This is a genomic window from Nonomuraea sp. NPDC051191 (assembly GCF_044455665.1).
Taxonomy (GTDB): domain Bacteria; phylum Actinomycetota; class Actinomycetes; order Streptosporangiales; family Streptosporangiaceae; genus Nonomuraea.
Window position 1 is genome coordinate 67,880 of the sequence record NZ_JBITEZ010000010.1, and the last position, 26,419, is coordinate 94,298.

The 26,419-nt window shown below is 74.0% G+C and carries 25 protein-coding genes and 1 pseudogene; 16 read left to right on the forward strand and 10 right to left on the reverse strand.

Going from position 1 to position 26,419, the window contains the following annotated elements:
- Positions 1–286 precede the first annotated feature (286 nt).
- Positions 287–979 carry a GntR family transcriptional regulator gene (locus ACIA8R_RS27965; protein WP_364103508.1) on the forward strand — a complete coding sequence of 231 codons (693 nt, stop codon included), beginning with the start codon at positions 287–289 and terminating at the stop codon, positions 977–979.
- Positions 980–1,009: 30 nt separating this feature from the next.
- On the opposite strand, the gene ACIA8R_RS27970 is transcribed toward ACIA8R_RS27965, so the two are convergent.
- Positions 1,010–2,185 (reverse strand): acyl-CoA dehydrogenase family protein, encoded by a 1,176-nt coding sequence (locus ACIA8R_RS27970; protein WP_397041207.1) that lies wholly within the window; start codon positions 2,183–2,185, stop codon positions 1,010–1,012.
- Positions 2,186–2,338: 153 nt separating this feature from the next.
- Here ACIA8R_RS27970 and argG point away from each other — a divergent pair, with 153 nt between their 5' ends.
- Together argG and ACIA8R_RS27980 are read left to right on the forward strand one after the other, a co-directional pair.
- Entirely contained in the window at positions 2,339–3,787 is a 1,449-nt protein-coding gene (argG, locus tag ACIA8R_RS27975) for an argininosuccinate synthase (protein ID WP_357707601.1), read from the forward strand.
- Positions 3,788–3,882: 95 nt separating this feature from the next.
- Complete coding sequence (locus tag ACIA8R_RS27980) at positions 3,883–4,998, forward strand: cupin domain-containing protein (RefSeq protein WP_397041209.1); 1,116 nt, start codon at positions 3,883–3,885, stop codon at positions 4,996–4,998.
- On the opposite strand, the gene ACIA8R_RS27985 is transcribed toward ACIA8R_RS27980, so the two are convergent.
- The 4 genes from ACIA8R_RS27985 to ACIA8R_RS28000 all read right to left on the reverse strand — a co-directional run bounded on the left by ACIA8R_RS27985 (position 4,990) and on the right by ACIA8R_RS28000 (position 6,978).
- Positions 4,990–5,565 (reverse strand): class I SAM-dependent methyltransferase, encoded by a 576-nt coding sequence (locus tag ACIA8R_RS27985; protein WP_364103498.1) that lies wholly within the window; start codon positions 5,563–5,565, stop codon positions 4,990–4,992. The two genes, ACIA8R_RS27980 and ACIA8R_RS27985, sit on opposite strands and share 9 nt — an antisense overlap.
- A 7-nt stretch (positions 5,566–5,572) precedes the next feature.
- A complete protein-coding gene (locus tag ACIA8R_RS27990) occupies positions 5,573–6,235 on the reverse strand; it encodes a glycine-rich domain-containing protein (RefSeq protein ID WP_397041211.1) in 663 nt (220 codons plus the stop codon).
- 10 nt (positions 6,236–6,245) lie between these two features.
- Positions 6,246–6,701 carry a hypothetical protein gene (locus ACIA8R_RS27995; protein ID WP_397041213.1) on the reverse strand — a complete coding sequence of 152 codons (456 nt, stop codon included), beginning with the start codon at positions 6,699–6,701 and terminating at the stop codon, positions 6,246–6,248.
- Between the two features lie 100 nt (positions 6,702–6,801).
- A complete protein-coding gene (locus tag ACIA8R_RS28000; RefSeq protein ID WP_357707609.1) occupies positions 6,802–6,978 on the reverse strand; it encodes a hypothetical protein in 177 nt (58 codons plus the stop codon).
- A gap of 173 nt (positions 6,979–7,151) precedes the next feature.
- On the opposite strand from ACIA8R_RS28000, the gene ACIA8R_RS28005 reads away from it, so the two are divergent.
- The 4 genes from ACIA8R_RS28005 (at position 7,152) to ACIA8R_RS28020 (ending at position 10,781) form a co-directional block, all read left to right on the forward strand.
- A complete protein-coding gene (locus ACIA8R_RS28005; RefSeq protein ID WP_364103488.1) occupies positions 7,152–8,066 on the forward strand; it encodes an ATP-binding cassette domain-containing protein in 915 nt (304 codons plus the stop codon).
- Positions 8,063–8,857, forward strand: a complete 795-nt coding sequence (locus ACIA8R_RS28010) for an ABC transporter permease (RefSeq protein ID WP_357707611.1) — start codon at positions 8,063–8,065, stop codon at positions 8,855–8,857. The genes ACIA8R_RS28005 and ACIA8R_RS28010 overlap by 4 nt, the downstream gene beginning before the upstream one ends.
- 116 nt (positions 8,858–8,973) lie before the next feature.
- Positions 8,974–10,146 (forward strand): histidine kinase, encoded by a 1,173-nt coding sequence (locus tag ACIA8R_RS28015; protein WP_364103484.1) that lies wholly within the window; start codon positions 8,974–8,976, stop codon positions 10,144–10,146.
- A complete protein-coding gene (locus ACIA8R_RS28020; protein WP_397041216.1) occupies positions 10,137–10,781 on the forward strand; it encodes a response regulator in 645 nt (214 codons plus the stop codon). Before ACIA8R_RS28015 ends, ACIA8R_RS28020 begins: the two co-directional genes overlap by 10 nt.
- A 15-nt stretch (positions 10,782–10,796) precedes the next feature.
- Here ACIA8R_RS28020 and ACIA8R_RS28025 read toward each other — a convergent pair whose 3' ends face one another.
- Positions 10,797–11,624: a metallophosphoesterase family protein gene (locus ACIA8R_RS28025; protein ID WP_397041475.1), complete on the reverse strand. Its 828-nt coding sequence runs from the start codon at positions 11,622–11,624 to the stop codon at positions 10,797–10,799.
- A 136-nt stretch (positions 11,625–11,760) separates the two neighbouring features.
- On the opposite strand from ACIA8R_RS28025, the gene ACIA8R_RS28030 reads away from it, so the two are divergent.
- Entirely contained in the window at positions 11,761–12,597 is an 837-nt protein-coding gene (locus tag ACIA8R_RS28030; RefSeq protein ID WP_357707615.1) for an aldo/keto reductase, read from the forward strand.
- Positions 12,598–12,603: 6 nt separating this feature from the next.
- On the opposite strand, the gene ACIA8R_RS28035 is transcribed toward ACIA8R_RS28030, so the two are convergent.
- Positions 12,604–13,953, reverse strand: coding sequence for an amidohydrolase (locus ACIA8R_RS28035; RefSeq protein WP_397041218.1), 1,350 nt, complete (start codon positions 13,951–13,953; stop codon positions 12,604–12,606).
- A 185-nt stretch (positions 13,954–14,138) separates the two neighbouring features.
- Here ACIA8R_RS28035 and ACIA8R_RS28040 point away from each other — a divergent pair, with 185 nt between their 5' ends.
- From ACIA8R_RS28040 to ACIA8R_RS28060, 5 genes are read left to right on the forward strand one after another with little or no spacing between them, the layout of a single operon-like run.
- Positions 14,139–14,888: an ABC transporter ATP-binding protein gene (locus tag ACIA8R_RS28040; RefSeq protein ID WP_397041220.1), complete on the forward strand. Its 750-nt coding sequence runs from the start codon at positions 14,139–14,141 to the stop codon at positions 14,886–14,888.
- Complete coding sequence (locus ACIA8R_RS28045; protein ID WP_397041222.1) at positions 14,888–16,600, forward strand: ATP-binding cassette domain-containing protein; 1,713 nt, start codon at positions 14,888–14,890, stop codon at positions 16,598–16,600. Before ACIA8R_RS28040 ends, ACIA8R_RS28045 begins: the two co-directional genes overlap by 1 nt.
- Positions 16,597–17,748: an ABC transporter substrate-binding protein gene (locus tag ACIA8R_RS28050; RefSeq protein ID WP_397041224.1), complete on the forward strand. Its 1,152-nt coding sequence runs from the start codon at positions 16,597–16,599 to the stop codon at positions 17,746–17,748. Before ACIA8R_RS28045 ends, ACIA8R_RS28050 begins: the two co-directional genes overlap by 4 nt.
- Positions 17,748–18,620, forward strand: a complete 873-nt coding sequence (locus ACIA8R_RS28055; protein WP_357707625.1) for a branched-chain amino acid ABC transporter permease — start codon at positions 17,748–17,750, stop codon at positions 18,618–18,620. The genes ACIA8R_RS28050 and ACIA8R_RS28055 overlap by 1 nt, the downstream gene beginning before the upstream one ends.
- Positions 18,617–19,576 (forward strand): aldo/keto reductase, encoded by a 960-nt coding sequence (locus tag ACIA8R_RS28060; protein ID WP_397041226.1) that lies wholly within the window; start codon positions 18,617–18,619, stop codon positions 19,574–19,576. The genes ACIA8R_RS28055 and ACIA8R_RS28060 overlap by 4 nt, the downstream gene beginning before the upstream one ends.
- A gap of 20 nt (positions 19,577–19,596) precedes the next feature.
- Here ACIA8R_RS28060 and ACIA8R_RS28065 read toward each other — a convergent pair whose 3' ends face one another.
- Together ACIA8R_RS28065 and ACIA8R_RS28070 are read right to left on the reverse strand one after the other, a co-directional pair.
- Positions 19,597–20,790, reverse strand: a complete 1,194-nt coding sequence (locus ACIA8R_RS28065) for a S8 family serine peptidase (RefSeq protein WP_364103458.1) — start codon at positions 20,788–20,790, stop codon at positions 19,597–19,599.
- Positions 20,757–22,151 carry an MFS transporter gene (locus ACIA8R_RS28070; protein ID WP_397041228.1) on the reverse strand — a complete coding sequence of 465 codons (1,395 nt, stop codon included), beginning with the start codon at positions 22,149–22,151 and terminating at the stop codon, positions 20,757–20,759. Before ACIA8R_RS28070 ends, ACIA8R_RS28065 begins: the two co-directional genes overlap by 34 nt.
- Positions 22,152–22,215: 64 nt before the next feature.
- Between ACIA8R_RS28070 and ACIA8R_RS28075 the strand changes: the two genes are divergently transcribed.
- The 3 genes and pseudogenes from ACIA8R_RS28075 to ACIA8R_RS28085 all read left to right on the forward strand — a co-directional run bounded on the left by ACIA8R_RS28075 (position 22,216) and on the right by ACIA8R_RS28085 (position 24,856).
- Positions 22,216–23,154: a LysR substrate-binding domain-containing protein gene (locus tag ACIA8R_RS28075; RefSeq protein WP_364103208.1), complete on the forward strand. Its 939-nt coding sequence runs from the start codon at positions 22,216–22,218 to the stop codon at positions 23,152–23,154.
- Positions 23,155–23,340: 186 nt separating this feature from the next.
- A pseudogene (locus tag ACIA8R_RS28080) lies at positions 23,341–23,589 on the forward strand (AMP-binding protein); the annotation flags it as partial.
- 229 nt (positions 23,590–23,818) lie between these two features.
- On the forward strand, positions 23,819–24,856 hold the full coding sequence (locus ACIA8R_RS28085) for an AMP-binding protein (protein WP_397041476.1): 1,038 nt from the start codon (positions 23,819–23,821) through the stop codon (positions 24,854–24,856).
- 21 nt (positions 24,857–24,877) lie between these two features.
- Here the strand turns inward: ACIA8R_RS28085 and ACIA8R_RS28090 are convergent, their stop codons facing one another.
- Positions 24,878–26,389, reverse strand: coding sequence for an acyl-CoA synthetase (locus tag ACIA8R_RS28090; RefSeq protein WP_357706610.1), 1,512 nt, complete (start codon positions 26,387–26,389; stop codon positions 24,878–24,880).
- Positions 26,390–26,419: the final 30 nt, after the last annotated feature.

Genomic DNA, 26,419 nt, shown 5'->3' on the forward strand with positions numbered 1-26,419 from the left:
GGCAGCCATCCGACCCTTGCGTCCCGGCCGTCGCGGGCCGGTCCGCGGGGCCCGCGCGCCGCCTGTGCCCGGAAGGGCTGACGGGGGCGGCTTTCCCGGCGCGCGCGTGGCCGCGAAAGGCGTCGTCCGCGCTCGTCGTCGGGCAAGATGATGGGATGACAGCGGGCATCCAGCGTATCGTCGAGGTGACCCCGGGGGCGGGGCCGGTGAGGGCTCCGGGCGGTCACGTCGGAGTGCCGGCGGGCGCGGGCCCGCGCGGCGCCATCGTGAAGGTCCTGCAGAGGTGATGGTGAGCAGCACGAGAAAACCGGCCCAGGCCAAGCGGCCCAAGGGCTCCAAGGCCGAGATCAGCTACGACCTCCTGCGGGCCCGCATCCTCGACGGCACGTACGGCCCCGGCTACCGCCTGGTCATGGACCAGCTCGCCAGGGAGACCGGCGTCAGCACGATCCCGCTGCGCGAGGCCGTGCGCAGGCTGCAGTCCGACGGGCTGGTCGAGGTCGTGCGCAACATCGGCGCCCGGGTCGCCGTCTTCGACTCGGTGCAGGTCGAGCACACCCTCAACGTGCTGGCCCGGCTGGAGGGCTACGCCACGGCCATCTGCGCGCCGCACATGGACGCGGCCAAGATCCAGGAGTCGCGGGAGATCAACGAGCGGATGAAGGAGGCGCTGGAGGAGTTCGACCCCACCTCCTTCACCGCCCTCAACCGCGAGTTCCACTTCTCGCTCTACCGCCACTGTCCCGACGAGCACCTCAACGCGCTGCTGGAGTCGGAGTGGGCCCGGCTCGACCACATGCGCCGCTCCAGCTTCACGTACGTGCCGGGGCGGGCGCGCAAGTCGGTGGAGGAGCACGACCATCTGCTGAGCCTGATCGAGGGCGACGCCGAGGCGGAGGTGATCGAGCAGGCGGCCCGCAACCACAAGATCGCCACCGCGGACGCCCTGCACACCGCCCAGGTCTCCCGCCAGCACTGATCTCGCGGCACCGACGTCTGGTGGCGGGTCTCAGGGGCGGCGGGGCTCCAGGCTGAAGACCGCCCACTCCTCGCCGGGCGCGAGCCCCGCCAGCTCGCGCCCGCACTCGCGCAGCGCCTGCGGGCCCGAGGTGATGTGCTGGGCGCCGGCGTGCGCGTCCCGGAACAGGCGCTGGAGCAGGCCGTCGCGCAGCGCCGTCGTGCCGCCCGAGGTGTAGGCGAACCCGGCCACGTCGGTGAGCGTCGAGGTGGCGTGGTTGAGCGCGAGCCGCACCATCGTCTCCTGGCGGGTGGACAGCGGGCCGCCCGCGTCCAGGGTGCGTGCGGTGTCGTCCCACGTCTCGCGGACCAGGGCGCGGGCCGCCCGGTGGGCCGCCTCGGCGCGGGCGAGACCGGCGTGGAAGGTGTCGCTGTCGGCGAGCTGTCCCGGCCGTCCCGCGCGGGCGGCGACGTGCCGGACCAGCTCGTCCAGCAGGCGGCGGCCGACGCCGAGCGCCCAGGCGGAGTGGCAGATCAGCGCCTGGTCCAGCAGGCCGAGCCGGTAGATCGCGCCGCCGCGCAGCGGCTCCCGCTGGGCGAACGGGTGCGTCCGCGACTCCGGCACAAAGGCGCCGTCGATGGCGTAGTCGACGCTGCCCGTGGCGCGCAGGCCCAGGACGTCCCAGTTGCCGAGCAGCTTGGCGTCCTCGACCGGGGTGATGAAGATGCGTTCCTCGCCGGTGCCCTCCACGACGCCCAGGCTGTGCACGTACCGGGCGTGCGGCATGGCCGAGGCGAAGCTCCACCGGCCGGTCAGCCGGAAGCCGCCGTCCTCGGGCACGGCGGTGCCCGGCCGGGTGCCCTGCCCGGCGAACAGCGGCGTACGGGGGCCCCGGAAGATGTCCTCGACGGCCTCGTCGCCCAGGTAGGCGCCGCCCGTGCCGTTCTCCAGGGTGGTGGCCATGACCACCCAGCCGGTCGAGGGGTCGGCGTAGGACAGCTCCTCGAAGACGGCGAGCAGCTCCGGCGGCGACAGCTCGGCGCCGCCCAGCGGGGCGGGCAGCCACACGTCGAACAGCCCCGCCTCGTGCAGGGCCGTCACGACGGGCTCGGTGAGCCTGCCCAGCGCCTCGGCCTCGGCCGCCTCGCTCTCGATCAGCGGGCGCAGGTCGCGGGCGCGGTCCAGGTGGTGGGGGCCGGCGGAGTGCAGTCGTGGCTTGTCGTTCATGTCCCGGTGCTCCTGTGCGTGATCGTCGGCGGTCCTTACTCCGTCAGATCACGTCCCCGCCCGGTTGTCCATCCTGCGCCGGGAATCGCGGCCCGCACCCGGATGAGGGGGTGGCTTTGCATGTTCATGCGTTGCGATGCATAATCTTCTTCTATGTCCAAGGTTCTCACCTCCCTGCCCACCGGCGAGCGGGTCGGCATCGCCTTCTCAGGCGGTCTCGACACCTCGGTGGCCGTCGCGTGGATGCGCGACAAGGGCGCCGTCCCGTGCACCTACACCGCCGACATCGGCCAGTACGACGAGCCCGACATCGCCTCGGTGCCCAGCCGCGCGCTGGCCTACGGGGCCGAGCTCGCACGCCTGGTCGACTGCCGCGCCGCGCTGGTCGAGGAGGGCCTGGCCGCACTCACCTGCGGCGCGTTCCACATCCGCTCGGGCGGCCGGGCGTACTTCAACACCACGCCGCTCGGCCGGGCCGTCACTGGCACCCTGCTGGTGCGGGCCATGCTCGAGGACGAGGTGCAGATCTGGGGCGACGGCTCCACGTTCAAGGGCAACGACATCGAGCGGTTCTACCGCTACGGCCTGCTGGCCAACCCCCACCTGCGCATCTACAAGCCGTGGCTCGACGCCGACTTCGTCACCGAGCTCGGCGGGCGCAAGGAGATGTCGGAGTGGCTGCTCGCCCACGGGCTGCCCTACCGCGACAGCACCGAGAAGGCGTACTCGACCGACGCCAACATCTGGGGCGCCACCCACGAGGCCAAGACCCTCGAACACCTCGACACCGGCATCGAGACCGTCGACCCGATCATGGGCGTGCGCTTCTGGGACCCCGAGGTCGAGATCCTCCCCGAGGACGTCACCATCGGCTTCGACCAGGGCCGCCCGGTCACGATCAACGGCAAGGAGTTCGGCTCCCCGGTCGACCTGGTCATGGAGGCCAACGCGATCGGCGGCCGGCACGGCCTGGGCATGTCCGACCAGATCGAGAACCGCATCATCGAGGCCAAGAGCCGCGGCATCTACGAGGCCCCCGGCATGGCGCTGCTGCACGCCGCCTACGAGCGCCTGGTCAACGCCGTCCACAACGAGGACACCCTGGCCACGTACCACAACGAGGGCCGGCGGCTCGGCCGGCTCATGTACGAGGGCCGCTGGCTCGACCCGCAGGCGCTCATGCTGCGCGAGTCGCTGCAGCGCTGGGTCGGCACGGCGATCACCGGCGAGGTCACCCTGCGGCTGCGGCGCGGCGAGGACTACTCGATCCTCGACACCACCGGCCCGGCCTTCAGCTACCACCCCGACAAGCTGTCGATGGAGCGCACCGAAGACTCCGCGTTCGGCCCGGTCGACCGCATCGGCCAGCTCACCATGCGCAACCTGGACATCGCCGACTCGCGCGCCAAGCTGGAGCAGTACGCCACGCTCGGCATGGTGGGCACCACCCACCCCGCGCTGATCGGCGCCGCCCAGGCGGCCTCGACCGGCCTCATCGGCGCGATGCCGCAGGGCGGCGCCGAGGCAATCGCCTCGCGCGGCGAGGTCTCCGAGGACGAGGAGCTGCTCGACCGCGCCGCCATGGAGCTCGGCACCGACTGACCGCGCCCTCGGGCCTTCCGGGCCTCCTGGGCCTCCTGGGCCGCCGCCGCGCGGCCCGGGGCGTGGCGCGCGGACGCCACGGGTACGCACCGGAGATGATGATCGACGAGCGGGACGGCGCGGACGTCACGCCCGCCACCGACTGGCTGCTCGGCCCGGTGTCCCGCGAGGAGTTCCTGCGGGACCACCAGGGGCGGCGGCATCTCCTGCTGCGCAGGCGGTCGCCCGGCCACTACCGCGAGCTGTTCTCGCTGGCCCGCTTCGACGAGCTGCTGTCCGGCTCCGGCCTGCACGCCGGGGCCGTGCGCGTGGTCCGCGACGGCCACGCCGACGGCGGCGCGGCCGGGCTGGAGGACCTCTACGCCCGCTACCGCGACGGCTCGACCCTGATCCTGCCCTCGGTCCACGAACGGTGGCCGCCGCTGCGGGAGCTGTGCCGGCGGCTGGCGGGCGAGTTCAGCGCGGAGTGCCGGGTCAACGCCTACCTCACACCGCCGCGGGCACGCGGCTTCGGCGTCCACCGCGACTCCCACGACGTGTTCGTGCTGCAGGTGGCCGGGGCCAAACGCTGGCGGATCCACGAGGACGCCTGCCACGAGTTCGACCTGCGCGAAGGGGACCTGCTCTACCTGCCGCGCGGCCTGCCGCACGAGGCCGCCTCGGCGCAGGGCGCGTCCCTGCACCTGAGCGTCGGCGTCCATCCCCTGACCTGGGCCGACGTGCTGCTGGCCGGGTGCGAGGCGGCCGTCTCCGCCGACTCCGCCTTCCAGGAGCCGCTGCCCTTCGGCTTCGCCCGTACGATCGGCGGCCGGGCCGCCGCACGCGAGCGCATCCGGGAGCTGACCGCCCGCCTGGGAACCGCCCTCACCCCGGAGAGGCTGGCCGACGACGCGGTGGACATGGCGTTGCTCGCCGAGGGCGACCGGCTGGACGGCCATCTGCTCGACCTCGCGGGCCTGGCCCGCCTCGACGCGGGCACCGCCGTCCGGTGCCGCCCCGGCCTGCGCTGGGAGAGCAGGCGGGACGCCGGCACGCTGGTCCTCGCCTTCCACGGCAAACGGCTCAGCCTGCCGGCCCGGCACGAGGCGGCCTTCCTGCGCATGGCGGACGGCGAGCCCTTCACGGCGGCCGATCTGCCGGGGGAGGACGGCCTCGCCCTGGTACGCCGCCTGGTCGAGGAGGGTTTCCTGACCCTGGCGACGTCAGGCTGACCCGGCGGGCCTGCGGAAGACGCAGCGCACCACGTGCCAGTGTTTGGGCTCGTCCCTGGCGTCGATGCCGTCGTAGCGGTCCTCGCGCAGGACGACCGGCTCCAGCCCGGGGAACAGCGCGCCGGCCTCGGGGGCGCGCAGGAACGTGCGCCCCGGCCGCCCCGCCCAGGCGTCCTCGGGACCGAAGAACGTGCAGCACAGCACGCCGCCCGCGGCCAGGCCGCCGGCCATCGCGGCCGTCACCCGGCGGACGTCGGCCCTGGGCAAAAAGGGCAGGACGTGGATCGCGACCATGAACGAGTAGGCCCCCGCCGCGACCGGTACGTCACGGACGTCGGCGTGCACGACCCGCAGCCGCGGGTGCCGCCATGCCGCCGCCAGCGCGAGGGTGCAGGGGTCGGTGTCCACGGCCTCGACCGAGAAGCCCAGCTCCAGCAGGAAGCGGGTGTCGTTGAGCGGGCCCGCGCCGATGTCCAGCGCACGACCGCGGACGCCGCCGAGCACGCCCAGCGCCTCGACGACGAGCGCGTTGGGCCCCCGCCCCGCCCGCAGGGAGGCGTAGGTCACGCCGCCGCTAGCCGCTCACCTTGAGGACGCGCTGCTCGACCAGCACCTCGGCCAGGGCGACCCGCTCCTGCCCGGTCAGGCCGCCGGGCAGCTCCCGCACGTAGAAGGCGCCGGTGCGGGCCACGAACTCCAGCGCGGGTGCGGCGATCATGCTGGCGCCCACCAGCGGTTCGCCCGACGGGGAGAGCAGCTCGACCTGGTTCCCGTCGCGGCGGGTGGTGAGCAGCCCGGCGCGCTCGTTCACCACGCGGCGGGTCTGCGTGACGGTGCGATGGTCGTACCAGACGTCGGGGAGCGGGCAGCCGAAGAGCTCCTCGTAGCGGTCGCGGAACTCGGCGAACGTGGCCACCGGGGTCTCCTCGGCGGGCTCGTCCCGCACGCCGGGGTCGTTGCTCGGGCTGTGGTGGACGTACCGGCCGAAGTAGGTGCGGCAGAACTCGGTGTACAGGCCGGTGAACAGGATGAAGTGATGCCAGGCGTCGTCGACGCGCGTCGAGTGCATCATCCAGATCCGCGACCGGTCGACCTGCGTGAGCACCAGGTACTTCTTCGCCTCGGCGAACAGCTCATCGGCCTCCTCCTCCGTCGCGGCGACACGCTCCTTGACGAGCCGTTCGAGGAGGTAGGGCGCCTGGTGGTCGAGCGCGGCGAGCGGGGTGTCGGTGATCATGGCGGTTCCCCTACTCCGGCGTCGACTTCCTGCGGCAGGACGAGAGGCACACGCTGCTGCAGTCCCGGCAGGTCATGCAGGGGCTGTGGCAGTCGGCGCGCTCGGTCTTGACCCGCAGGTGCAGCCGGCCCGTCCGGATCTCCCCGGCGTCCTCGGCGACCTCCGAGGTCAGCGAGGCCTCCGCCGTGCCGGCCTGCCGGCGGACGACCTTGGCGTCCCGGCGTACCCACAACACCTTCGCGCCGAAGAGCAGGATGCTCTCGGGCACGTTCTCGATGTGCAGGACGTCGCTCAGCGGGATGTCGAGGGCCGAGTTCAGATCCTCCAGGCTGGGATACAGCGTGACGCATCCATCCTGGTACGGCGGGCCCACGTAGCCCCAGAACGTCATGGCGTCCGGGGAACCCTCCTGGAGCAGCTTGACCAGGAGAGGATGCGCCTCGGGCCCTTGTATGGCTGTGCTCATGGCGGTGCTCCTCGTTCCCGGCGAGCGTGACATCCCGGACCCGGGAGCGGCGGCGCGCCGCGCCGCCGCTTTGCCGAACCCGGGGCCGCGCCGGGCGGGCTCAGCCGAGGTCGGCCTGTGACGCGCCCGGGGCGTTCGCCTCGGCGAAGACGCCCACCTGCTCGGACGCCGGTGACGGCGGCTGCTCCATGAGCGCCTGGATCGCGGACCTGCGCTTCTCCAGGCCCGCCTCGTCGATGCTGATCCGCCGCCGGTTCCGGCTCTTGTCTTCGGTCATGCTCGGCAACCGTAGTGAGCCGCACGTCAACGCGGGGCAACGGCACCGTCTTGTTTGGGCGGGGTCGCCCCGCCGGCCCGGCGCCCTCACCTGGTCTGTTCCGGTTTTCCGCCATCGAGGTCGGCGGCCGAGCCCCATGGTGGCCCGCTTCCCGCCTGCCTAGCGTTGACCCCGTGATCAGTCTCGACGGTTTGACCAAACGGTACGGCGACCGGACGGCCGTGGACGACCTGTCGCTGGAGCTGAGGCCGGGCACGGTGACCGGGTTCCTCGGGCCCAACGGCGCGGGGAAGTCCACCACCATGCGGCTCGTCCTCGGGCTGGACCGGCCCTCGGCGGGCACGGCGCTCATCGGCGGCCTGCCGTACCACCGGATCAGGAACCCGCTGCGGACGGTCGGCGCGCTGCTCGACGCTCGGGCGCCGCACCCCGGGCGCAGCGGGCGGGCGCACCTGACGGCGCTGGCCCGCAGCAACGGGATCCCCGTGCGGCGGGTGGCCGAGGTGCTGGAGAGCGTCGGCATGGCCGGCGCGGCGGGCCGCCGTGCCGGGGCGCTCTCGCTCGGCATGAACCAGCGGCTCGGCATCGCCGCCGCGCTGCTCGGCGACCCGGAGGTGCTGCTGTTCGACGAGCCCGTCAACGGGCTCGACCCCGACGGCGTGCGGTGGGTGCGGCAGCTCATGCGGTCGCTGGCCGCCGAGGGCCGCACGGTGTTCGTCTCCAGCCACCTGATGAGCGAGATGCAGCTCACGGCCGACCACCTGGTGGTCATCGGCAAGGGCCGGCTGATCGCCGACGCGCCCCTGGCCGAGGTCATCGGGCGCAGCTCGCTGACGGCCGTGCTGGCACGCACCCCGCACGCCGGGGAGCTGGCCGAACGCCTGCGCGCCGCCGGGATCGCCGCCGAGCGCGTCGCCGAGAACGAGGTCGTCGCCACCGGCGCGCCCGTCGAGCGGGTGGGCGACCTGGCGCACGAGGCCGGGATCAGGCTGCACGGGCTGCGCGCCCGGGAGGCGTCCCTGGAGCAGGCCTACCAGGAGCTGACGGAGAGCAGCGTGGAGTACGGGACGACGGGAGCCGGCGCGTGACGAGCACCTTGTGGCGGGCGGCGTGGGCCGAGTGGGGGAAGTTGTGGTCGGTCCGGTCCACGTGGTGGTGCCTGGCCGGCGCGGCGGCGCTCATGGTGCTGACCGCCGTGACGCTGGCCGCGGCCGCCGCCACCGACGCGGTGCGCGACGGGGCTCCAGGCGTGCGGGTGACGGCGAGCGAGTCCGTGGTGTCGGCCACGTCGTTCGTGCAGTTCGCGCTGGTCGCCCTGGCCATGCTGGCGATCACGGCGGAGTACTCCTCCGGCGGCATCAGGGTCACCCTGCTGGCCACGCCCGTGCGCGGGCTGGTGCTGGCCGCCAAGGCGCTGGTGGTGGCGCCGGTGATGTTCGCCGCCGGGGTGCTGTCGGGGGCGGTGGCGACGGCGGCGGTCTACCTGGTGCTGCAGGCCGACGCGTTCGGCGGGGTCGTCGTGCTGCCGTTCGGCGAGGTCGTGCGGGACGTGGCGGGCGCGGGCGCGTTCTTCGCCCTGGTGTCGGTGATGACGCTCGGCGTCGGGGCCGCGATGCGCAGCGCGGCGGGCACGCTGACCGTGGTGTTCATGCTGCTCCTGGGCCTGCCGCTGGTGCTGCTGATGACCGGGAGCCAGGCGGCGCTGGACGCCTCGCTGCGCATGCCGACGTTCGCCGGGCTGGCGTTCATGGGCAGCGTGGACAACCTGACCGGCGGGCCCGTCCCGTACCCGGCGGGGGAGGGGCTGGCCTGGCTGCTGGCCTGGACGGCGGCGGCGCTGGCGGCGGGCTACACCGTCCTGCGCCGCCGCGACGCGTAGGCGGCGGGCCCGTGCCACGACGCCTTGGCTTCGGGCCTGTGCCGGGCAAGACGCCGGGACGCGTAGGTTTCGGGCCTGTGCCGGGCAAGACGCCGGGACGCCTAGGCTTCGGGCCTGTGGTGGACAAGCGGGAGAATGCGGGCAGCAGGGCCGCAAAGGCGCTGGTGGGGGTGCTGGCGGGCATGGCGCTCGGCGCGGTCGAGCTGGCCTTCCTCTGCGTGGCCTGGCCCGCGTCGCTGGTCCCGGCCGCGCGCCCGCCGGTCAGGCGCGGCGTGGCCGGGCTCCTGGCGCTCGAACGCGTCCGGCTGACCAGGTGGTTCGACCACCCCGAGCCCACCCGCGACGGCGGTTGCGCCTACCTCGCCGCCCGCGCCGCCCTGGGCGTGCTCGGCGGGTACGGCTGCGCCACCGCCCTGTTCGTCGGCCTCCTGCTGCTCGCGGGCGGCGCGTGGGAGCTGATCAGGGGCGGCTCGGACGCCGTCCCCGTCGAGCTGCCGGGCGTCAAGATCGTCACCACCGGCGGCATGCTCGGCCTGACCGGCGGCGTGGCCCTGCTGGCGGTGACCGCGCTGCTCGCCCTGGCCGTCGGCGTCCTGGAACGCCGGCTGGCCGCCCACTTCCTCGGCCCCGGCGGCCGGGAGCTCATGCGCCGCCGCATCGCCGAGCTGACCGCGACCCGCTCGGGCATCGTCCGGGCCGTGGACGACGAGCGCCGCAGGATCGAACGCGACCTGCACGACGGCGTCCAGCAGCGCGGCGTGGCCCTGGCCATGCTGCTCGGCCGGGCCAGGCACAGCCACGGCCAGGACCACGCCAGGAGCGCCGAGCTGGTCGACCAGGCCTACGCTGAGTCCCGCCGCCTCCTGGACGAGCTGCGCAGCGTCGCCTGGCGCATCTACCCCACCGCCCTGGACGAGCTGGGGCTCAAGGCCGCGCTCGCCGGCGTCGCCGAACGCGCCGCCGTGCCGGTCACCGTCCACTACGGGCCGGCGGCCCGGCCCGCCACGGAGATCGAGACCGCCCTGTACTTCGTGACCAGGGAAGCGATCACCAACGCGGTCAAGCACGCCCGCGCCCGTGACATCCTGGTCGTCGTGAGCGAGGACGAACGGACGGTGAGCGTGGCGATCTCCGACGACGGCGAAGGCGGCGCCGACCCCGCGGGCGGCGGCCTGTCCGGGCTGGCCCGCCGCGTCCTGGCGCTCGACGGCGTGTTCACCGTGGACAGCCCGCCCGGCGGGCCCACGAAGATCGTCGCCACGCTGCCGAAGGAGCCGCCGTGCGGCTGATCCTGGCCGACGACTCCGTGCTGCTGCGCGAGGGCCTGACCCGGCTGCTGGCCGAGGCCGGGCACGAGGTCGTCGCGGCCGTGGGCGACGCGCCCGCGCTGCTGGCCGCCGTCGCCGATCAGCGGCCCGACGTGGCGGTGATCGACGTGCGCATGCCGCCCGGCCACAAGGACGAGGGCCTGCGGGCGGCCCTGGAGATCCGCGCGCGGTGGCCCGAGGTGGGCGTGCTCGTCCTGTCCCAGTACGTCGAGCCCCACTACGCCGCCACCCTGCTGGCCGGGCCCGCCGAAGGGCTCGGCTACCTGCTGAAGGACCGGGTCTCGGAGGTGGCCGACTTCCTCGGCTCGCTCGACCGCGTACGCGCCGGCGGCACGGCCTTCGACCCCGAGGTCGTGCGGCAGCTCCTGGCCCGCACCAGTCACGCCGACCCGCTGAGCCGGCTGAGCCCGCGCGAGTCCGAGGTGCTGGCGCACCTGGCCCAGGGGCTGGTCAACGCGGCCATCGCCGAGCGCCTGCACGTCTCGGCGTCCACGGTGGAGAAGCACGTCAACGCCATCATGGACAAGCTCGACCTGCCGCGCGACACCGGCTACAGCAGGCGCGTGCTGGCGATCCTGCGCTACCTGGAGGGCTGACCCGGAGACCGGGCCTCAGACCTCGATCACGCGGGGCAGCGCCGGAGGGTTCGGCCGCGGCTGCCACTCGCGCGGGTAGCCGAGCGAGACCTCGATGAACGGCACGCCGTCGTGGTGGGTCAGGCGCGGGATGTGCAGGTGACCGTAGACGACGGCGGCGGCGTCGTAGTCGAGGTGCCAGCGGGCGGTGAGCTCGGTGCCGCACCACTGGGCGAACTCCGGATAGCGCAGGATCCGGGTCGGCTCGCGGACCAGCGGATAGTGGTTGACCAGCACGGTCGGCAGCCCCGGCGGCCGGGCGGCCAGCCGCGCCGCGGTCAGCTCGGCCCTGGCCGCGCACCAGGCGTCCAGGCCGGGGTGAGGGTCGGGGTGGAGCATGACCTCGTCGGTGCAGACGATCCCCGCCTCGTAGGCCGTCGCCAGGGACTCCTCCTTGGTCGTCGCGCCCTCCGGACGCCAGGTGTAGTCGTACAGGACGAACAGCGGCGCCACCGTGACCGGGCCGCGCGCCCCCTCCCAGACCGGGTACGGGTCCTCGGGCGTCAGGATGCCCAGGTCGCGGCAGAGTTCCACCAGGTACTGGTAGCGCTCCTCGCCGCGCAGCTGCACCGGGTCGCGGGCGGGCGTCCACAGCTCGTGGTTGCCCGGCGCCCAGACCACCTTCGCGAACCGGCCGGCCAGCAGGCGCAGCGCCCAGGCGATGTCGGTCGTCAGCTCGCCGACGTCACCCGCCACGAGCAGCCAGTCGCCGTCCGACCCTGGGCGCAGCTCCTCGACGAACCTGCGGTTGTCGGGATGGTGCACGTGCAGGTCGCTGACGGCGAGCAGACGGGGAGCGATGATCACGTCTCGGATCGTACGCCGCCGTGCGGCCTTCCATGATGCCGACCGTCCGTCCGGGGGCACGGACGGCCTCCGGGTTGGCCGCGTCGCCGGCGGGTAGGTACGTCACCTGCCCGCACCCGGAAGAGGACCAGCCATGACGACCGCGCCGACCCTCGTGCTCTCCGACGGCCGCCCCATGCCGCGCCTGGGCCTGGGCACCTGGCCGATGGACGACCGCCAGGCCCGACAGGCCGTCGGCCACGCGCTCTCGCTCGGCTACCGGCTGATCGACACCGCCGCCAGCTACGGCAACGAGAAGGGGGTGGGCGCGGCCGTCGCCGAGTCGGGCGTGCCGCGCGAGGAGCTGTTCGTCACCACGAAGCTGCGCGGCGCCCAGCACGGCTACGACCTGGCGCTGCGCGGGTTCGAGGAGAGCCGCTCCCGCCTCGGCCTCGACCACGTCGACCTCTACCTGATCCACTGGCCGCTGCCCGGCCACGGCCTGTTCGTCGACACCTGGAAGGCGTTCGTACGGCTGCGCGAGGAGGGTCTGGCCCGCTCGATCGGCGTCTCCAACTTCACCCCGGAGCAGATCGAGCGGGTGGTCGAGGCCACCGGCGTCTGGCCCGCGGTCAACCAGGTCGAGCTGCACCCCGGGTTCCCCCAGCCCGACCTGCTCGCCTGGCACGCCGGGCACGGTGTCGTCACCGAGTCGTGGAGCCCGCTCGGAGCCGGCGGCAAGCTGCTCGACGACCCGGCCGTCACCGAGGTCGCCGCCGCGCACGACCGCACCCCCGCGCAGGTCGTGCTCCGCTGGCACGTGCAGCTCGGTGCCGTGCCGATCCCCAAGTCCGCCGACCCCGGGCGCATGCGCCACAACCTGGAGGTCTTCGACTTCGAGCTGTCGGCCGAGGAGATGGCGCGCATCTCGGCCCTGGGCGGCGCGGGCAGCCGGCTCGGCGGCGACCCCGACCACCACGTGGAGTTGTAGCGCGGGTCAGCGTTCGTAGACGATCCTGCCGTCCACCATCGTCATCGTGACCGGCACCGCGGGCAGGTCGGCCGGGTGCGCGTCGAGCAGGCTGTCGTCCAGCACGCACAGGTCGGCGACCTTGCCCGGCTCCAGCGAGCCCTTCCACGACTCCGCGCCCTCCTGCCAGGCCGGGGTGACCGTGTAGGCGCGCAGCGCCTGGTCGAGCGCGAGCCGCTGGTCGCGGGCGCCCTCGACGGCCCACCGGGTCGCGGCCGCCGCCACGCCGTGCCGCCAGTCGGGGGTGAGCATGGGGGCGTCGGAGCTGAGGCTGAGCCGTACGCCGGCGGCCAGCGCGTCCCGCACCGGCCAGGCGTGCCCGAGCGCGGCCTGGCCCAGGGCGTCGCGGAGCATGGTGGAGGCGGCGGCGGCGATGCCCGGCTGGGTGGTCAGGCCGATGCCGGCCGCGGCCATCGTCTTGAGGGTGTCCGGATGCAGGACGTCGCCGTGGACGAGGTAGTGGCGCCGCCCGGGGGCCCCGGCCAGGGCGCGGGTGACGGTCCTGGTCGCGCGGCTGCCGGTGGCGTGCACCGCGACCTGGTGCCCGGCCGCGGCGGCGGTCTTGATCATGGTGGTCAGCGCGGTCTCGCGCTCGTCCTCCGAGCCGCCCTCGACCAGCGGGGCGCCGTGCGTGCCGTCCTCGTACGGCTCGTCGCTCCAGGCGGTGCGCATCGGCGGGATGCCGTCGGCGAAGATCTTCACCCCGGCGACCTTGAACCAGCCCGGCACCTCGGCGGGCGGCGTCAGGTCGCGCAGCCCGGAGACCAGGTCGGGCAGCGAGCTGCGCCCGCCCACCTCGGCGAAGAGCAGCAACGCGCTCACCCGCGCCTTCAGCTCGCCCCGGGCGGCCATCCCGGCGTACTCGCGCAGGACCTCGACGCCGAACCGCCCGCCGCCTTCGTGCTCGCAGGGACCGAGCCCGGGCTCGGTGTAACTGGTGATGCCCAGGGAGGCCAGCAGGTCGCCGGCGCGCTGGATCGCCGCCCGGCGTTCCTCCGCCTTCCCTAATCGGGAGTCGGGCACGAGGTCGCCGGTGCCGGTCAGGCGGTCCAGCAGGAGGTCGGGCCAGCGCAGGCCGAGCCAGGCGCCGTGCAGGTGGGTGTCGTTGATGCCGGGCAGCACCGATCTGCCGCGCAGGCGGACGACCCGCGTCCCCGGGCCGACCATGGCCTGGACCTGCAGTGGAGTGCCGACCCTGACGATGCGCCCGTCCTTGATCGCGATGCCGGACGCGAGGTGGCCGGCCGGGTTCATCGTGTGGACGACGCCGCCGGTCATGACCAGATCCGCCGACCTGTTGTCAGCCGCAGATTTCATATCCGCTCCGCTCTGGACACTCTCATTTCCATCCGCATAACGTACATGGAATCAGATACGATTTCGTGCCGGGAGGTGACGATGCCTCTACCTTTCGAGGCACGGCGCATCATCGATCGGGCCCGTCGCGGACCGGCGCACGCGCCGTCGCCCGACGCGGCCGGCGACCGCCGCCGGAGCCGCTGATGAACGCTCCCGCGGACGATGTCCTCGACGTGCGGGGCCTCAGCGTCTCCAGGGGAGAGGTCCCCGTCGTGCACGAGGTCAGCCTGAGCGTCGCGCCCGGCACGGTCACCGTGCTGCTCGGCGCGAACGGCGCGGGCAAGACCACCCTGCTCGACGGCATCGCGGGCCTGGCCCCCGCCGCCGCCGGAACGGTCACGCTCGCCGGCACGCCGCTGACCGGCCTGCCCACCTACCGCCGCGCCCAGGCCGGACTCGGGTACGCCGAGCAGGCCCGCACCGTGTTCCGCACCCTCACGCTGGAGCAGAACCTGCTGGTCTCCGGCGACGGCGACCCGGCCATGGTCTACGACATCTTCCCCGAGCTGGACCGCAGGCGCACGCTGCCGGCCGCCAACCTGTCCGGCGGCGAGCAGCAGATGCTCGTCATCGGCCGGGCGCTGATCGCCGGGCCCAAGGTCGTCCTCATCGACGAGATGTCGCTCGGGCTCGCGCCGGTCGTGGTCCGCCGCCTGATGGGCTCGGTGCGGGAGCTGGCCGAGCGGGGCATCGGGGTGCTGCTCGTCGAGCAGTTCGCCAACCTGGCGCTGGAGATCGGCACCCGCGCGTACGTGCTGCGCAAGGGCCGGGTCGTCTTCGAGGGCCCGTGCGAGGAGCTGCGCGGGGCCGAGGACCGGCTGCACGAGTTCTACTTCGGCGCCGTCACCGACGACGGCCTCGCGCGGGCGGCCGGCACGGAAGGCGGGAGCTGATGAACGCGCTGCTGAAAACCTGGGGTCCCGGGCTGGGGCTGGCCGTGGCGGCGTGCGCGGTGCTGCCGTGGGTGTTGCCGCCGTACTGGATCTACCTGGCGATCGCGGCCGTCGTCAGCGGCGTGCTCATGCAGAGCTACGGCGTGATCGTCGGGCGGGCCGGGGTCATGTCGCTGTGCCAGATGTCGTTCGCGGCGATCGGGGCCTGGGTGGTGCTGCGGCTGAACCTGGCCGACGCGCCCGGCGGCCTCCTGCTGTGGCTGGTGCTCGGCGGCCTGGCGGCCGTGCCGGTGGGCGTCGCGATCGGGCTGCCCGCGCTGCGCATCCGGGGCGTCAACCTCGCCGTCGTCACGCTCGGCTTCGCCGTCTCCACCGACATCGTGCTCAACGCCAACCAGTTCCCCGGCACGGCCGAGCTGAAGACCGTCGTGCGGCCGGGGCCCTTCTCCTCCGACGCCGCGTACTTCGTGCTGGCCATGACCGTGTTCGTGCTGATCGCCGTCGGGCTCGCGCTGGTCAACCGGACCAGGATCGGGCGGTCCTGGCTGGAGTTGCGGCACTCCGAGCGGGCGGCGGCGGCGCACGGCATCTCCGTGGCGCGCAGCAAGCTCACGGCCTTCGCCATCAGCGCGTTCATCGCCGGTATCGGGGGCGGGCTGATGGCGGGGCAGCTCGGCCTCGTCGTATCCGGAAATTTCGCGATGATGCAGTCACTGGCGCTGTTCGCGGTCGCCGTGCTCATCGGGCCGCACAACACCGAGGGCGCCGTCCTGGGCGGCATCTTCGGCGCGGTCATGGCCACGATCCTGGAGAAGCTGCGCCTGCCGCAGGACCTCGGCGGCATCCTGTTCGGCGTCATGGCGATCTTCGCCCTGCGCAGCGGGGTGAGCCAGACCGACTTCACCCGGGCCCGCAGGCGCGAACGGGCCGCGCGCCCCCTGCTGGAGGCCGCCGCCCCCGCCGAGGAGCCCGCCCCCCTTCCCCCGGCCGCCGGCGAGGGGAACGTGCTGGAGGTGCGCGGGCTGAGCGTGCGGTTCGGCCAGGTCGTCGCCCTGGACGGCGTGGACCTGACCGTGCCCGCGCTCGGCGTCTGCGGCCTGATCGGCCCGAACGGCGCCGGCAAGTCCACGCTGATCTCCGCGGTCACCGGCTTCGCCGCCCGCTACGAGGGCTCGGTCGTGCTCGCCGGGCAGCCCCTCGACCGGCTCAGCCCGAGCGTCCGGGCCCGGCGCGGGCTGCGGCGCACGTTCCAGACCACCGCCATCGCCTCGGAGCTGACGCAGGAGGAGTACCTGGCGATCGTCGCCGGGCGGCGCCTGCCCGCCGCCGAGACGGAGGAGGTGCTGCGCTTCTTCGGCTGCCCGCCCGGCGAGGTGCCGGTCTCGATCCTCGACGCGGGCACCAGGAGGCTGCTCGACGTGGCCGCCGCGATCGCCGCCAGGCCGAAGGTCGCGCTGCTCGACGAGCCGGCCGCCGGCCAGTCCGCCGCCGAGTCGCTGCGGCTCGGCCGCCGCCTGGCCCAGGTCCCGGCCCGCTTCGGCGTGTCGATCCTGCTGGTGGAGCACGACATGGATCTCGTACGAGCCGCCTGCGGCCAGGTCACCGTGCTGGACTTCGGGCACGTGATCGCCTCGGGGCCGACGCTCGACGTCTTGGACGCACCGGCCGTCAGGGCCGCCTACCTCGGGACCGTCTTGGAGGAGACATCATGAAACGCGTACTCGTGGCTCTGCCCGTCCTCGGCCTGCTGACCGCTCTGACGGCCTGTTCCGGCGGCTCGGGCACCGACGGCCCCATCAAGGTGGGCGCGATCAACGGCGTCACCGGGCTGTTCCAGACCCCCGAGGTGCCGCAGGCGGTCAAGGCCGTCTTCGAGGAGGTCAACAAGGCCGGCGGGATCAACGGCCGCAAGATCGAGCTGATCAGCAAGGACGACGCGATGAACCCGCAGCGCTCCACGGAGGCGGCGCGCGACCTGATCGACTCCGAGGAGGTCGTCGCGCTGGTCGGCTCCTCCAGCGCCGTGGACTGCGGGCTCAACCGCGCCACCTACAGCAAGTCGCAGATCGTCTCCATCCCGGCCGTCGGCGTGGACCCGGCCTGCTTCACCAGCCCGAACATCGCCCCGGTCAACCCCGGCCCGTTCAAGCTGCTGACCGCGATGCTCTACTACGCCTCCGAGACGCTCAAGCGCGACAAGGTGTGCCTGGCCTTCACCGTCCTGCCGGGCAGCGGCGGCGGCATCGACGCGGCCATCAAGGAGTGGAGCGACATCACCGGCAAGACGCTGACGGTCAAGGACACCTCGGTCGGGCAGGGCGACCCGACGCCGTACCTGGTCAAGCTCAAGGGCGCCGGCTGCCAGGCGGTCATCTACAACGCCCAGGTCGGGCCGTGGTTCGCCCAGGCCAAGACCCAGGGCATGCAGGACGTCGACTTCATCCTCATGGCCAACGCCTACACCGACGCCAACGCCGCCCTCATCCCGGCCGGCATGAACGCCCAGGCGGGCACCGAGTGGCAGCCGTACACCGACGAGACGCTGCCGGGCAACGACCGGTGGGCGAAGATCGTCAACGACAACAAGATCCAGAAGACCGCGTTCAGCCAGGGCGGCGTGATGGCGGCCGACGTGTTCGTCCAGGTCCTCAAGACGATCAAGGGGGACATCACCCGGGAGTCGGTGACCAAGGCGTTCAAGGAGATGCAGCCCATCACCTACCCCATGGTCGGCACGCCCTGGGTGTTCGGCCCCGGCCAGACGCACAACCCCATCGAGGGCAGCCGCTTCGTCAAGGCCGAGAACGGCAAGTGGACGGTCCTGCCCGAGGGCTTCATCGTCCCGAAGCGGAACGGCTGATGCTCGACTCCGTGGTCGCGGGCCTGACCAGCGGCGGCGTGTACGCGCTGCTCGGGCTCTGCGTGGTCCTGACCTACCGGCTGGTCGCCGTGGTCAACTTCGCGATGGCGGCGGTGGGCGCGATGGGCGCCTTCGTCATGGTCACCCTCACCGACGCCGGTCTGAACGTCTGGCTCGCGCTCCCGCTCGGGGCGCTGGCCGGCGGGCTGGTCTCGGCGCTGCTCGGCCTCGGCCTGGTGCGCTGGTTCGGCGAGCACGACCTGCGCACGAAGGCGGCCGTCACCGTGGCGGTGTTCGTCGCGCTGATGTCGGTCGGGTTGCGCCTGTTCGGCAACAACACCAGCGGCGCGCGGCGCTTCCCGCAGCCCTTCGACGCGCCCGCCTTCACCGTGGGCGAGGTGGTCGTGCCGCAGGCGGTCCTGGTGTCGCTGTCGTTCGCGGTGCTCATCACCGTCGGAGTGGGGCTGCTGCTCGGGCGCACCCGGGTGGGGCTGCGGCTCCAGGCGCTGTCGGAGCGCCCGGCCACCGCGCAGGTCGTCGGCATCCCCGCCCCCCGGCTCGCCCTGGCCGTGTGGGTGGCCATCGGGGCGGTCAGCACGCTGGTCATCGTCCTGGTCGCGCCCCGGCTCGGCGGCGACTTCTCCACCCTCGGCAACCTCGTCACGACCGCGCTGGCGGTGGCCATGGTGGGGGCGTTCAGCAGCCTGTGGCTGACGCTCGCGGGCGGGCTGCTGCTGGGCTGCCTGGAGGGGGTGACGGCCTCGCTGGAGGCGGTCCAGCAGTACCGGGGGGTGCTGCCGTTCCTGGTCATGGTGGCGTTGTTGTGGTGGCGCAGCCGCCATCAGGTCTGGGACTCGGAGGCGAACGTATGACCGTCAAGGTCCCCCAGCGCCAGATCGGCGCGCACGGCCCCGAGGCGTCGGTGCTGTCCCTGGGGTCCTGGCACACCTACGACCGGATGGACTTCGGCGCGGCCGTCGAGCTGCTGCGGCACGCCGTGGAGATCGGGGTCAACCTGTTCGACGTGGGCGTCTACGGCCTTCCGGGACAGCGGCCGGTCTTCACCGACGTGCTGTTCTCGGCCATGGTCAGGGCCGCCGGCCTGGCCCGCGAGGACTACCTGCTCTCGGTCAAGCTCTGGCTCGACGATCACCCCGGACGTCCGCTGCGCGAGCAGCTCGAACGCGCGCTGCTGCGGGCCGGCACCGACCACGCCGACCTGGCCGTGGTGGGCGACGTCCACCGCGAGGACCTCGACCTGCGCCGGCTGGCCCGCGAACTGGCCGCGCTGGAGGCGGAGGGGCTGCTGGGCTGCTGGGGCGTCAACAACTGGTCGGCCACCTCGATCCTGACCATCCGCAACCACGCCCGCGACCTCGGCTCGCCGGGGCCGCAGCTGGCCCAGCTCAAGTACAACCCGTGCCGCCGCTCGATCCCGGAGGGGGTGCCGTTCTCCGAGGTGTTCGACGCGGGCGTGTCGTTGCAGGCCAGTGACGTGCTCGAAGGCGGGCTGCTGGCGGGCAGGGAGACGCCCGCCCGGCCGGTCTTCCCCGACCCCGGCGGCGTGCGCGAGCGGGCGGCGACGGCCGCCGCCGGGCTGGCCGAGGTGGCGGCCGGGCTGGAGGCGACGCCCGCGCAGGTGTGCGTGGCGTTCTGCCTCACCCATCCGGCGGTGGCCAGCGTGCTGTTCGGCGTCACGAGCAGGGCCCAGCTCGCCGACAACGCGGGCGCGCTCGCCCTGCTCGACCGGGTCGGCCCGGCGCGGCTGCGCGAGCTGGCCGCGCCGTTCTGGGCCGACGCCGACACGGTGGACCCCGAAGGGTCCTGACGTCCTTCGCCTTCCCGCTCTCAGCGCGGCGCCTGGACCAGGCCCGCGCCCAGGTCCTCGGCGTCGGCGTCCGGGACGAACACGTCCGTCGCCGCGGTCAGCAGCAACCGCCCGGTGACGGCCGCGGCCCGCGCGCCGTCGCTGCGCGCCCGCAGCTCCTGCCACCACAGCGCCGCCGCCCCCGCCACGTGCGGGGCGGCCATGCTGGTGCCGCTCTTGCTGGTCAGCCCCCCTCCGGTACGGGCCGAGACCACGTCCACGCCCGGCGCGCACACCTGCGGGAAGGTGTTGGAGAAGCGCGCGACCGCCAGCCGCCCGGACGGCTGCCGCTGCACCGCGCCCACGGCCATCATGCCCTCGGCGGCCGACGGCAGCTCCGGTCCGACCTCGAAGTCCGGCCGCAGCTCCCGGTGGCTGGCGTTGCCCGTGGCCGCGACGACGATCGTGCCCGTGCCGAACGCCGCCCTGGCCGCGATCATCCGCATCAGCGAGTCGTAGAGCCGCAACGTCGCCCGGTACGACTCCAGCGCGATCGACGTCGCCAGGAACTGCGGCAACCCCCGATCCTCAAGCTGGCGGATGGCGGCCGGGAAGTCGATGCCGAGCGACATGGTGATGACGTCGGCGTCGTTCCCCAGCGCCCAGAGCAGGCCCTTGACCGTCGCGGCGGTCGAGCCCTTGCCGTCGTCGCCGAGCACCTTGCCGATCAGCGCGCGCTCGACGCCGGGCGCGACGCCGATGCGCATGCCGTCCACCGGGCGGCCGAAGACGGTGCCGGCGCAGTGGGTGCCGTGGCCGACCTTGTCCCCGAGGCCCGACCCGGTGAAGTCCTGCTCCACCAGCGTCACCCCGGTGAAGGCCGGGTGGGCGGCGTCGATCCCGGTGTCCAGGACGGCGACCACCGTCCCCGCCCCCGTACGGGAGGAGGCGTCGGCGCCCAGCGCCCGCACCCCCCACGTGACCTGGGCGCCGGCCTCCGGCCCCGGCGGCGGCGCGTCGACGTCCTCGGGCGCGCCCGGGACGGTGGTCGGCATCGGCCGGGCGACCGCGGCCACCGAAGGGTCCCGCGCGAGGTCGGCCACCTCGCGCTTGCCGAGCCCGGTGACCTCGACGTGCGGCTCGCCCGGCGTCTCGACCGCGGCGGCGCCCGGCTCGAACGGCGCGGCCATGCGGGTCCTGCTCAGATCGCGCAACACGATGAACTGGTCGGCCATCGTCTTCCCCTCCTGGAAGTAGCCCACCCCTGTGATGTCAGGCGTACTCCCGCCGGGGCCGCCTGGCAACAGTCCTCACCGTGGCGGGGGGGGGGGGGGGGGGGGGGGGGGGGGGGGGGGGGGGGGGCGGGGGGGCGCGCCGGCGGGGGCGCCCCCCCCCCCCCCGCGGCCGGCCCCCCCCCCCCCCCCCCCCCCCCCCCCCCCGCGACGAGCACGGCCACGATCGCCAGCAGCAGCCAGCCCGAGGTCAGGGCGATCAGCCAGGTCCATCCGGCGTGGCCGTACACGGCGCTGCCGGCCGTGCCGCCGGCGCCGCTGCCGAGGTAGTAGCACAGGGTGTAGAGCCCGGCGGCGCGTCCTCGGGCGGCGGGCGGGGCCTGCGCGGCGACCCAGGCGTTGGCCACGGCGTGCGCGGCGAAGAACCCGGCGGTCAGCACGGCGAACCCGGCCACGACCGCGGCCAGGGGGTCCAGCGCGGTCAGCGCCGCGCCCGCGGCCGTCACGGCGAGGGCGGCGGCCAGGGCCGTACGGCGTCCCAGGCGGTCGGCCAGGCGGCCGGCGGCGGCCGAGGAGGCGGTGCCGAGGGCGTAGGAGAGGAACACCAGGGAGGCGACGGCGGGGGAGAGCGACAGCGGCGGCGCGGACAGGCGGAAGCCGGCGGCGTTGTAGAGGGCGACGAACGCGCCGACGCCCAGCGCGCCCACCGCGTACGGCGCCAGCAGCCCGGTCCCGATCCGCACGCGGCCAGAAGGGCGTACGGCGGGCGGCACGGCGGGCGGGGGAGCGGGCAGCGTACGGGCCGCGTACGCCGAGCAGAGCAGCGACACCCCCGCCACCACCAGCAGCGCCCCCCGCCACCCCCACGGTCCGGCGGCGAACCCGGCGCCCAGCCGGCCCAGCATCCCGCCCACCGAGTTCCCGGCGATCATCACGCCCACCGCCCCGGCCAGCCGCGTCGCCCCCACCAGATCGGCCAGGTACGCCGCCCCGACCCCCGCGAACCCGGCGACCGCCACCCCCTGCGCCGCCCGCATCGCGACCAGCATGGGGAACGTCGGCGCCAGCGGCAGCGCCAGCCCGATGAGCGCCGAGGCCAGCACGGACCACACGATCATCCGCCGCCGCCCGACGACCTCCGCCAGCGCGGCCAGCGGCAGCACGGCCACCGCCAGCGCCGCCGTGGGCACGCCCACGGCCAGCGACGCGCCGCCCGGGTCCAGATGGAAGGCGGCCGCGAGCTGCGGCAGGACGGGCTGCGGGGCGTACAGCAGGGCGAAGGAGGACACGCCGGCCGCCGCCACGGCCGGGCCGGCCCGCCGGGTGCCGACACGTTGAGCCTCTTGAGCTTCGATGACCGCCACGCCAGGAAACGCTAAGCAAGGCTAATAAATACGTCCAATGCGGAAATGGGCAATAATTCATGCTGTGCTGGATGAATACGAGTCCGTGGACGAGCGGCTGGCCGCCGGGCTGGCTCCCACGCTCGCCCTGCTGGCCGCCGTCGGGGAGACGGGGCACGTCACGCGGGCCGCCGAGCTGCTCGGCATGCCGCAGCCCACCGCCAGCCGCCGCCTGGCCGCGCTCGCCGACCTGGTCGGCGCGCCCCTCGTGGTCCCGTACGGGCGGGGCATCCGGCTGACCAGGGCCGGGCGCGTCCTGGCCGCCGCCTCCGGCCGGGCGCTGGCCACCATGGAGTCGGCCGCCCGCGAGGTGCGCGAGGAGATCGACCCCGGCAGCGGCCGGATCGTGCTCGGGTTCCTGCACCTGCTGGGCCGCACCCTCGTCCCCTCGCTCATCCGCGGCTTCCGTGAGCGCCATCCGGGCGTGCGGTTCAGCCTGGCGCAGGGCTCGCGCCAGGACATGCTGCGCGCGCTGGGCGAGGGCGAGATCGACCTGGTGTTCGTCGCGCCCCTGCCCGACGGCGACCCGGGCCTGGCCGGGCATCCGCTGGCCGACCAGGAGCTGGTGCTGTCCGTGCCCCCCGGTCACCGCTTCGCCGGACGCGCCCGGGTGCGGCCCGCCGAGCTGGCGGGGGAGGAGCTGGTGACGCTCGAACACGGCTACGGCGTCCGCCAGATCACCGACGACCTGTGCGCGGCGGCCGGGTTCACGCCCAGGATCGCCTTCGAGGGGCAGGAGTCGGAGACCGTGCGCGGCCTGGTGGCGGCCGGGCTGGGGGTGGCCGTGCTGCCCCGCCTGACGGCCGCGGAGGGCGTCGTGCAGATCCCGCTGTCGCCCCCGGTGTTCCGGACGATCGGGGCGTGCTGGCCCGCCGGGACCCGGCTCACGCCGGCCGTGCGCGCCTTCCTGGACCACGTGCGTTCCGGCGCCGCCGACGTCGGGCCGGGGCTGCGTCCCCGCTGACACCCGTCCTGCCGGAAGTAGTTGACGGCTCATCCATTCTGTATGGAGGATTCAGCTACGCACGCCCGCCTGCGGATGGGGACGACCATGCCGGCCGAGTCGTTCAACGCCAGTGTCTTTCTCGTGGACCGCCTGGTCGAGACCGGGCACGGTGACCGCGTCGCCGTCGCCGGCCCCATGGGCACCATGACGTACGCCCAGCTGGCCGCCCACGTCGCCGAGCTGGCCGGCGGGCTGCGGGTGATGGGTGTACGGCCGGAGGAGCGCGTGCTGCTCGTCCTGCCCGACCGGCCCGAGACGCTGATCACCATCCTGGCCGTGATGCGGATGGGCGCGGTCGCCGTCCCGGTGTCCCCCCTGTACGACGGGGCCGAGATGGGCCACCTGATCCGGGACTCGCGGGCGCGGGTCGTGGTCTCCGCGCCCGAGTTCGAGCCGGCCGTCCAGGAGGCGCTGCTGTCGGCCCCCGAGGTCGTGGCGCTCGTGCTCACCGACGCGAGCCCCCCGGGCCCCGGCAACCTCCCGCGCGGCCCTGCTGTGACGGGAGCGGGCCAGGCGGCGGCGGTCGAGACCGGGGTGCCGGTCTGCCCGTGGTCGGACCTGCTGGAGGCCGGGCGGGGCGCGACCGGCCCGTACGACCTGGCCGGACTCGCCCGCGCTGTGGCTGCACACCTCCGGCACCACCGGCGCGCCCAAGGCGGTCGTGCACCGCCACGGCGCGCTGCGCGACGTCCACGAGGCGTACGGGCGGCAGGTGCTCGGCCTCCGCCCCGAGGACCGGTGCCTCTCGGCGGCCCGGATGTCCTTCGCCTACGGGCTCGGCAACTCCATGATCTTCCCGCTCGCCGCGGGCGCCACCACGATCCTCGACCCCGCCAGGCCCACCCCGGGCGGCGTCGTCGAACGCCTGCTGGAGGAGCGTCCCACCCTGTTCTTCGCCGGGCCGTCGTTCTACGCCGCCCTGCTGGCCGCCCAGGCCCCCGAGGACGCCTTCGCCTCGGTCCGCCTGGCCGTCTCCGCGGGCGAGACCCTGGCCCCCGAGCTCCACCGCCGCCTCACCGCCCGCTTCGGCGTGGACGTCGTCGACGGCCTGGGCTCCGCCGAGGCGCTGCACATCTTCCTCTCCGGCCGCCCGGGCCAGGCGCGCCCCGCCGGCTCCGGCACCGCCGTGCCCGGCTACGAGCTGCGCCTCCTGGACGACTCCGGCACGCCCGTCCCCGACGGCGAGCCCGGCCACCTGTACGTGCGCGGCGACTCGATCGCCACCGGCTACTGGTGCCGCACGTCCGCCACCCGCCAGGCGTTCCAGGGCGAGTGGCTGCGCACCGGCGACACCTGCGCCCGCGACGCCGACGGCTCCTACCGGTTCCTGGGCCGCGCCGACGACCTGATCAGGGTAGGCGGCGTCCGGGTGTCGCCCATGGAGGCGGAGTCCCGGCTGCTGGAGCACGCCTCGGTCGCCGAGTGCGCGGTGGTCGCCCACGTCGCCGCGGGCGGGCCGGAGCGGCCGGTCGCCTGCGTGGTGCCCGCGCCCGGCCGCCCGATCGACGCCGATGAGCTGATCGGGTTCTGCCGCGAGGCACTGGCCGACGCCGAGTGCCCGCGCGAGGTGCTGGTCCTGGACGAGCTGCCGAAGACGCCGACGGGGACGGTCCAGCGCGTGGTGCTCCGGCAACTGGCCGCCGACCTGCTCGGCAAGTGACCCCCGGAGGCGGCCCCGCGGTCAGAAGGCGTCGCGCAGCTCCCGCTTGAGCACCTTGCCGGAGGCGTTCTTGGGCAGCGCGTCCACGAACACCACGTTCTTGGGCGTCTTGAAGGAGGCCAGCCGCTCGCGCAGGAACGCGTTCAGCTCGGCGGCGGTCAGCCCGGCGCCCTCGCGCAGCACGACGGCGGCCGTCACCGCCTCGATCCACCGCTCGTCCGGCACGCCGAACACGGCCGCCTCGGCGACCGCCGGATGCTGGTAGATGACCTCCTCCACCTCGCGGCTGGCCACGTTCTCGCCGCCGGACTTGATCATGTCCTTCTTCCTGTCGACCACCGACAGGTAGCCGTCGGCGTCCATGACGCCCAGGTCGCCGCTGTGGAACCAGCCGCCGCGGAAGGCCTCGGCGGTCTTGTCCGGGTCGTCCCAGTAGCCGAGCATGGCGTGCGGGCTGCGGTGGACGATCTCGCCGACCACGCCCGGCGCCACCGGCCGGTCCTCGTCGTCGACGATCCTGGTCTCGACGTTGAGCGCGGGCCGCCCGGCCGAGCCCAGCCGGGTCAGCTGCTCCTCCGGCCGCAGGATGGTGGCCAGCGGGGCCATCTCGGTCTGGCCGTAGAAGTTGAACAGGCGCACGTCCGGCAGCCGGGTCGAGATCTCCTTCAGCACCTCGACCGGCATGATCGAGGCGCCGTAGTAGCCCTTGCGCAGCGAGGACAGGTCACGGCGGTCGAAGTCGGGGTGGCGCAGCAGGCCGATCCACACCGTGGGCGGGCAGAACAGCTTGGTCGCGCGCTCGCCCTCGATGGTGGCCAGGATCGAGGCCGGGTCGGCGCCCGGCAGGACGAGGTTGGTGGCGCCCAGGTAGATGCCGGGCGTCAGGAAGCAGTGGAGCTGGGCGCAGTGGTAGAGGGGCAGCGCGTGCACCTCGACGTCGTCGGAGCTCATCTCGCCGTCGACGACGCAGCTCACGTACTGGGCCAGCAGGCCCCCACTGGACAGGGTGGCGCCCTTGGGACGCGACTCGGTGCCGCTGGTGTACATGATCTGGATCGGGTCGTCGGCGGCGATCTCCACCTGGGGCTCGGCGTCGTCGCCGCGCCAGGTGGAGAACGACTCCCAGCCCTCGGCCGCGCCGATCACGCCGCGCACCCGCACGGCCGGCCCGGCGGCGGCCTCGGCCACCGGCAGCAGTGCCTCCTCGACCAGCATGCCGGTCGCGCCGGAGTGCTCCAGGATGTAGGCCACCTCGCGCGGCCCGAGCATGAAGTTGATCGGCACGGAGATCGCGCCCAGGCGGGCCAGCGCGAAGTAGGCCAGCACGAACGCGTGGTTGTTATGGCTGAACAGGGCGAACCGGTCGCCCTTGGCCACGCCCCGCGCCGCCAGCGCGTTGGCCGTGCGGTTGACCTCCAGGTCGAGGTCGGCATAGCTCTGGCGGATGTTGCCGTAGATCACGGCGGTCTTGCCGGGGAACCTGGCGGCCGAGCGCCGCAGGAGGTCACCGATCGTGTGCTGGCGCGTGGTCATGCAGGGTACCCCCATGCCGAATGATGTTCG

What these genes read in the sequence shown, in the direction of transcription:
- ACIA8R_RS27965 (WP_364103508.1), top strand. Translation starts at nt 287, where the DNA reads ATGGTGAGCAGCACGAGAAAACCGGCCCAGGCCAAGCGGCCCAAGGGC.
- ACIA8R_RS28035 (WP_397041218.1), bottom strand. Translation starts at nt 13,953, where the DNA reads ATGAAATCTGCGGCTGACAACAGGTCGGCGGATCTGGTCATGACCGGC.
- ACIA8R_RS28030 (WP_357707615.1), top strand. Translation starts at nt 11,761, where the DNA reads ATGACGACCGCGCCGACCCTCGTGCTCTCCGACGGCCGCCCCATGCCG.
- ACIA8R_RS28090 (WP_357706610.1), bottom strand. Translation starts at nt 26,389, where the DNA reads ATGACCACGCGCCAGCACACGATCGGTGACCTCCTGCGGCGCTCGGCC.
- ACIA8R_RS28040 (WP_397041220.1), top strand. Translation starts at nt 14,139, where the DNA reads ATGAACGCTCCCGCGGACGATGTCCTCGACGTGCGGGGCCTCAGCGTC.
- ACIA8R_RS27995 (WP_397041213.1), bottom strand. Translation starts at nt 6,701, where the DNA reads ATGAGCACAGCCATACAAGGGCCCGAGGCGCATCCTCTCCTGGTCAAG.
- ACIA8R_RS28045 (WP_397041222.1), top strand. Translation starts at nt 14,888, where the DNA reads ATGAACGCGCTGCTGAAAACCTGGGGTCCCGGGCTGGGGCTGGCCGTG.
- ACIA8R_RS28050 (WP_397041224.1), top strand. Translation starts at nt 16,597, where the DNA reads ATGAAACGCGTACTCGTGGCTCTGCCCGTCCTCGGCCTGCTGACCGCT.
- ACIA8R_RS28000 (WP_357707609.1), bottom strand. Translation starts at nt 6,978, where the DNA reads ATGACCGAAGACAAGAGCCGGAACCGGCGGCGGATCAGCATCGACGAG.
- ACIA8R_RS28055 (WP_357707625.1), top strand. Translation starts at nt 17,748, where the DNA reads ATGCTCGACTCCGTGGTCGCGGGCCTGACCAGCGGCGGCGTGTACGCG.
- ACIA8R_RS27980 (WP_397041209.1), top strand. Translation starts at nt 3,883, where the DNA reads ATGATGATCGACGAGCGGGACGGCGCGGACGTCACGCCCGCCACCGAC.
- ACIA8R_RS27970 (WP_397041207.1), bottom strand. Translation starts at nt 2,185, where the DNA reads ATGAACGACAAGCCACGACTGCACTCCGCCGGCCCCCACCACCTGGAC.
- argG (WP_357707601.1), top strand. Translation starts at nt 2,339, where the DNA reads ATGTCCAAGGTTCTCACCTCCCTGCCCACCGGCGAGCGGGTCGGCATC.
- ACIA8R_RS27990 (WP_397041211.1), bottom strand. Translation starts at nt 6,235, where the DNA reads ATGATCACCGACACCCCGCTCGCCGCGCTCGACCACCAGGCGCCCTAC.
- ACIA8R_RS28065 (WP_364103458.1), bottom strand. Translation starts at nt 20,790, where the DNA reads ATGGCCGACCAGTTCATCGTGTTGCGCGATCTGAGCAGGACCCGCATG.
- ACIA8R_RS28060 (WP_397041226.1), top strand. Translation starts at nt 18,617, where the DNA reads ATGACCGTCAAGGTCCCCCAGCGCCAGATCGGCGCGCACGGCCCCGAG.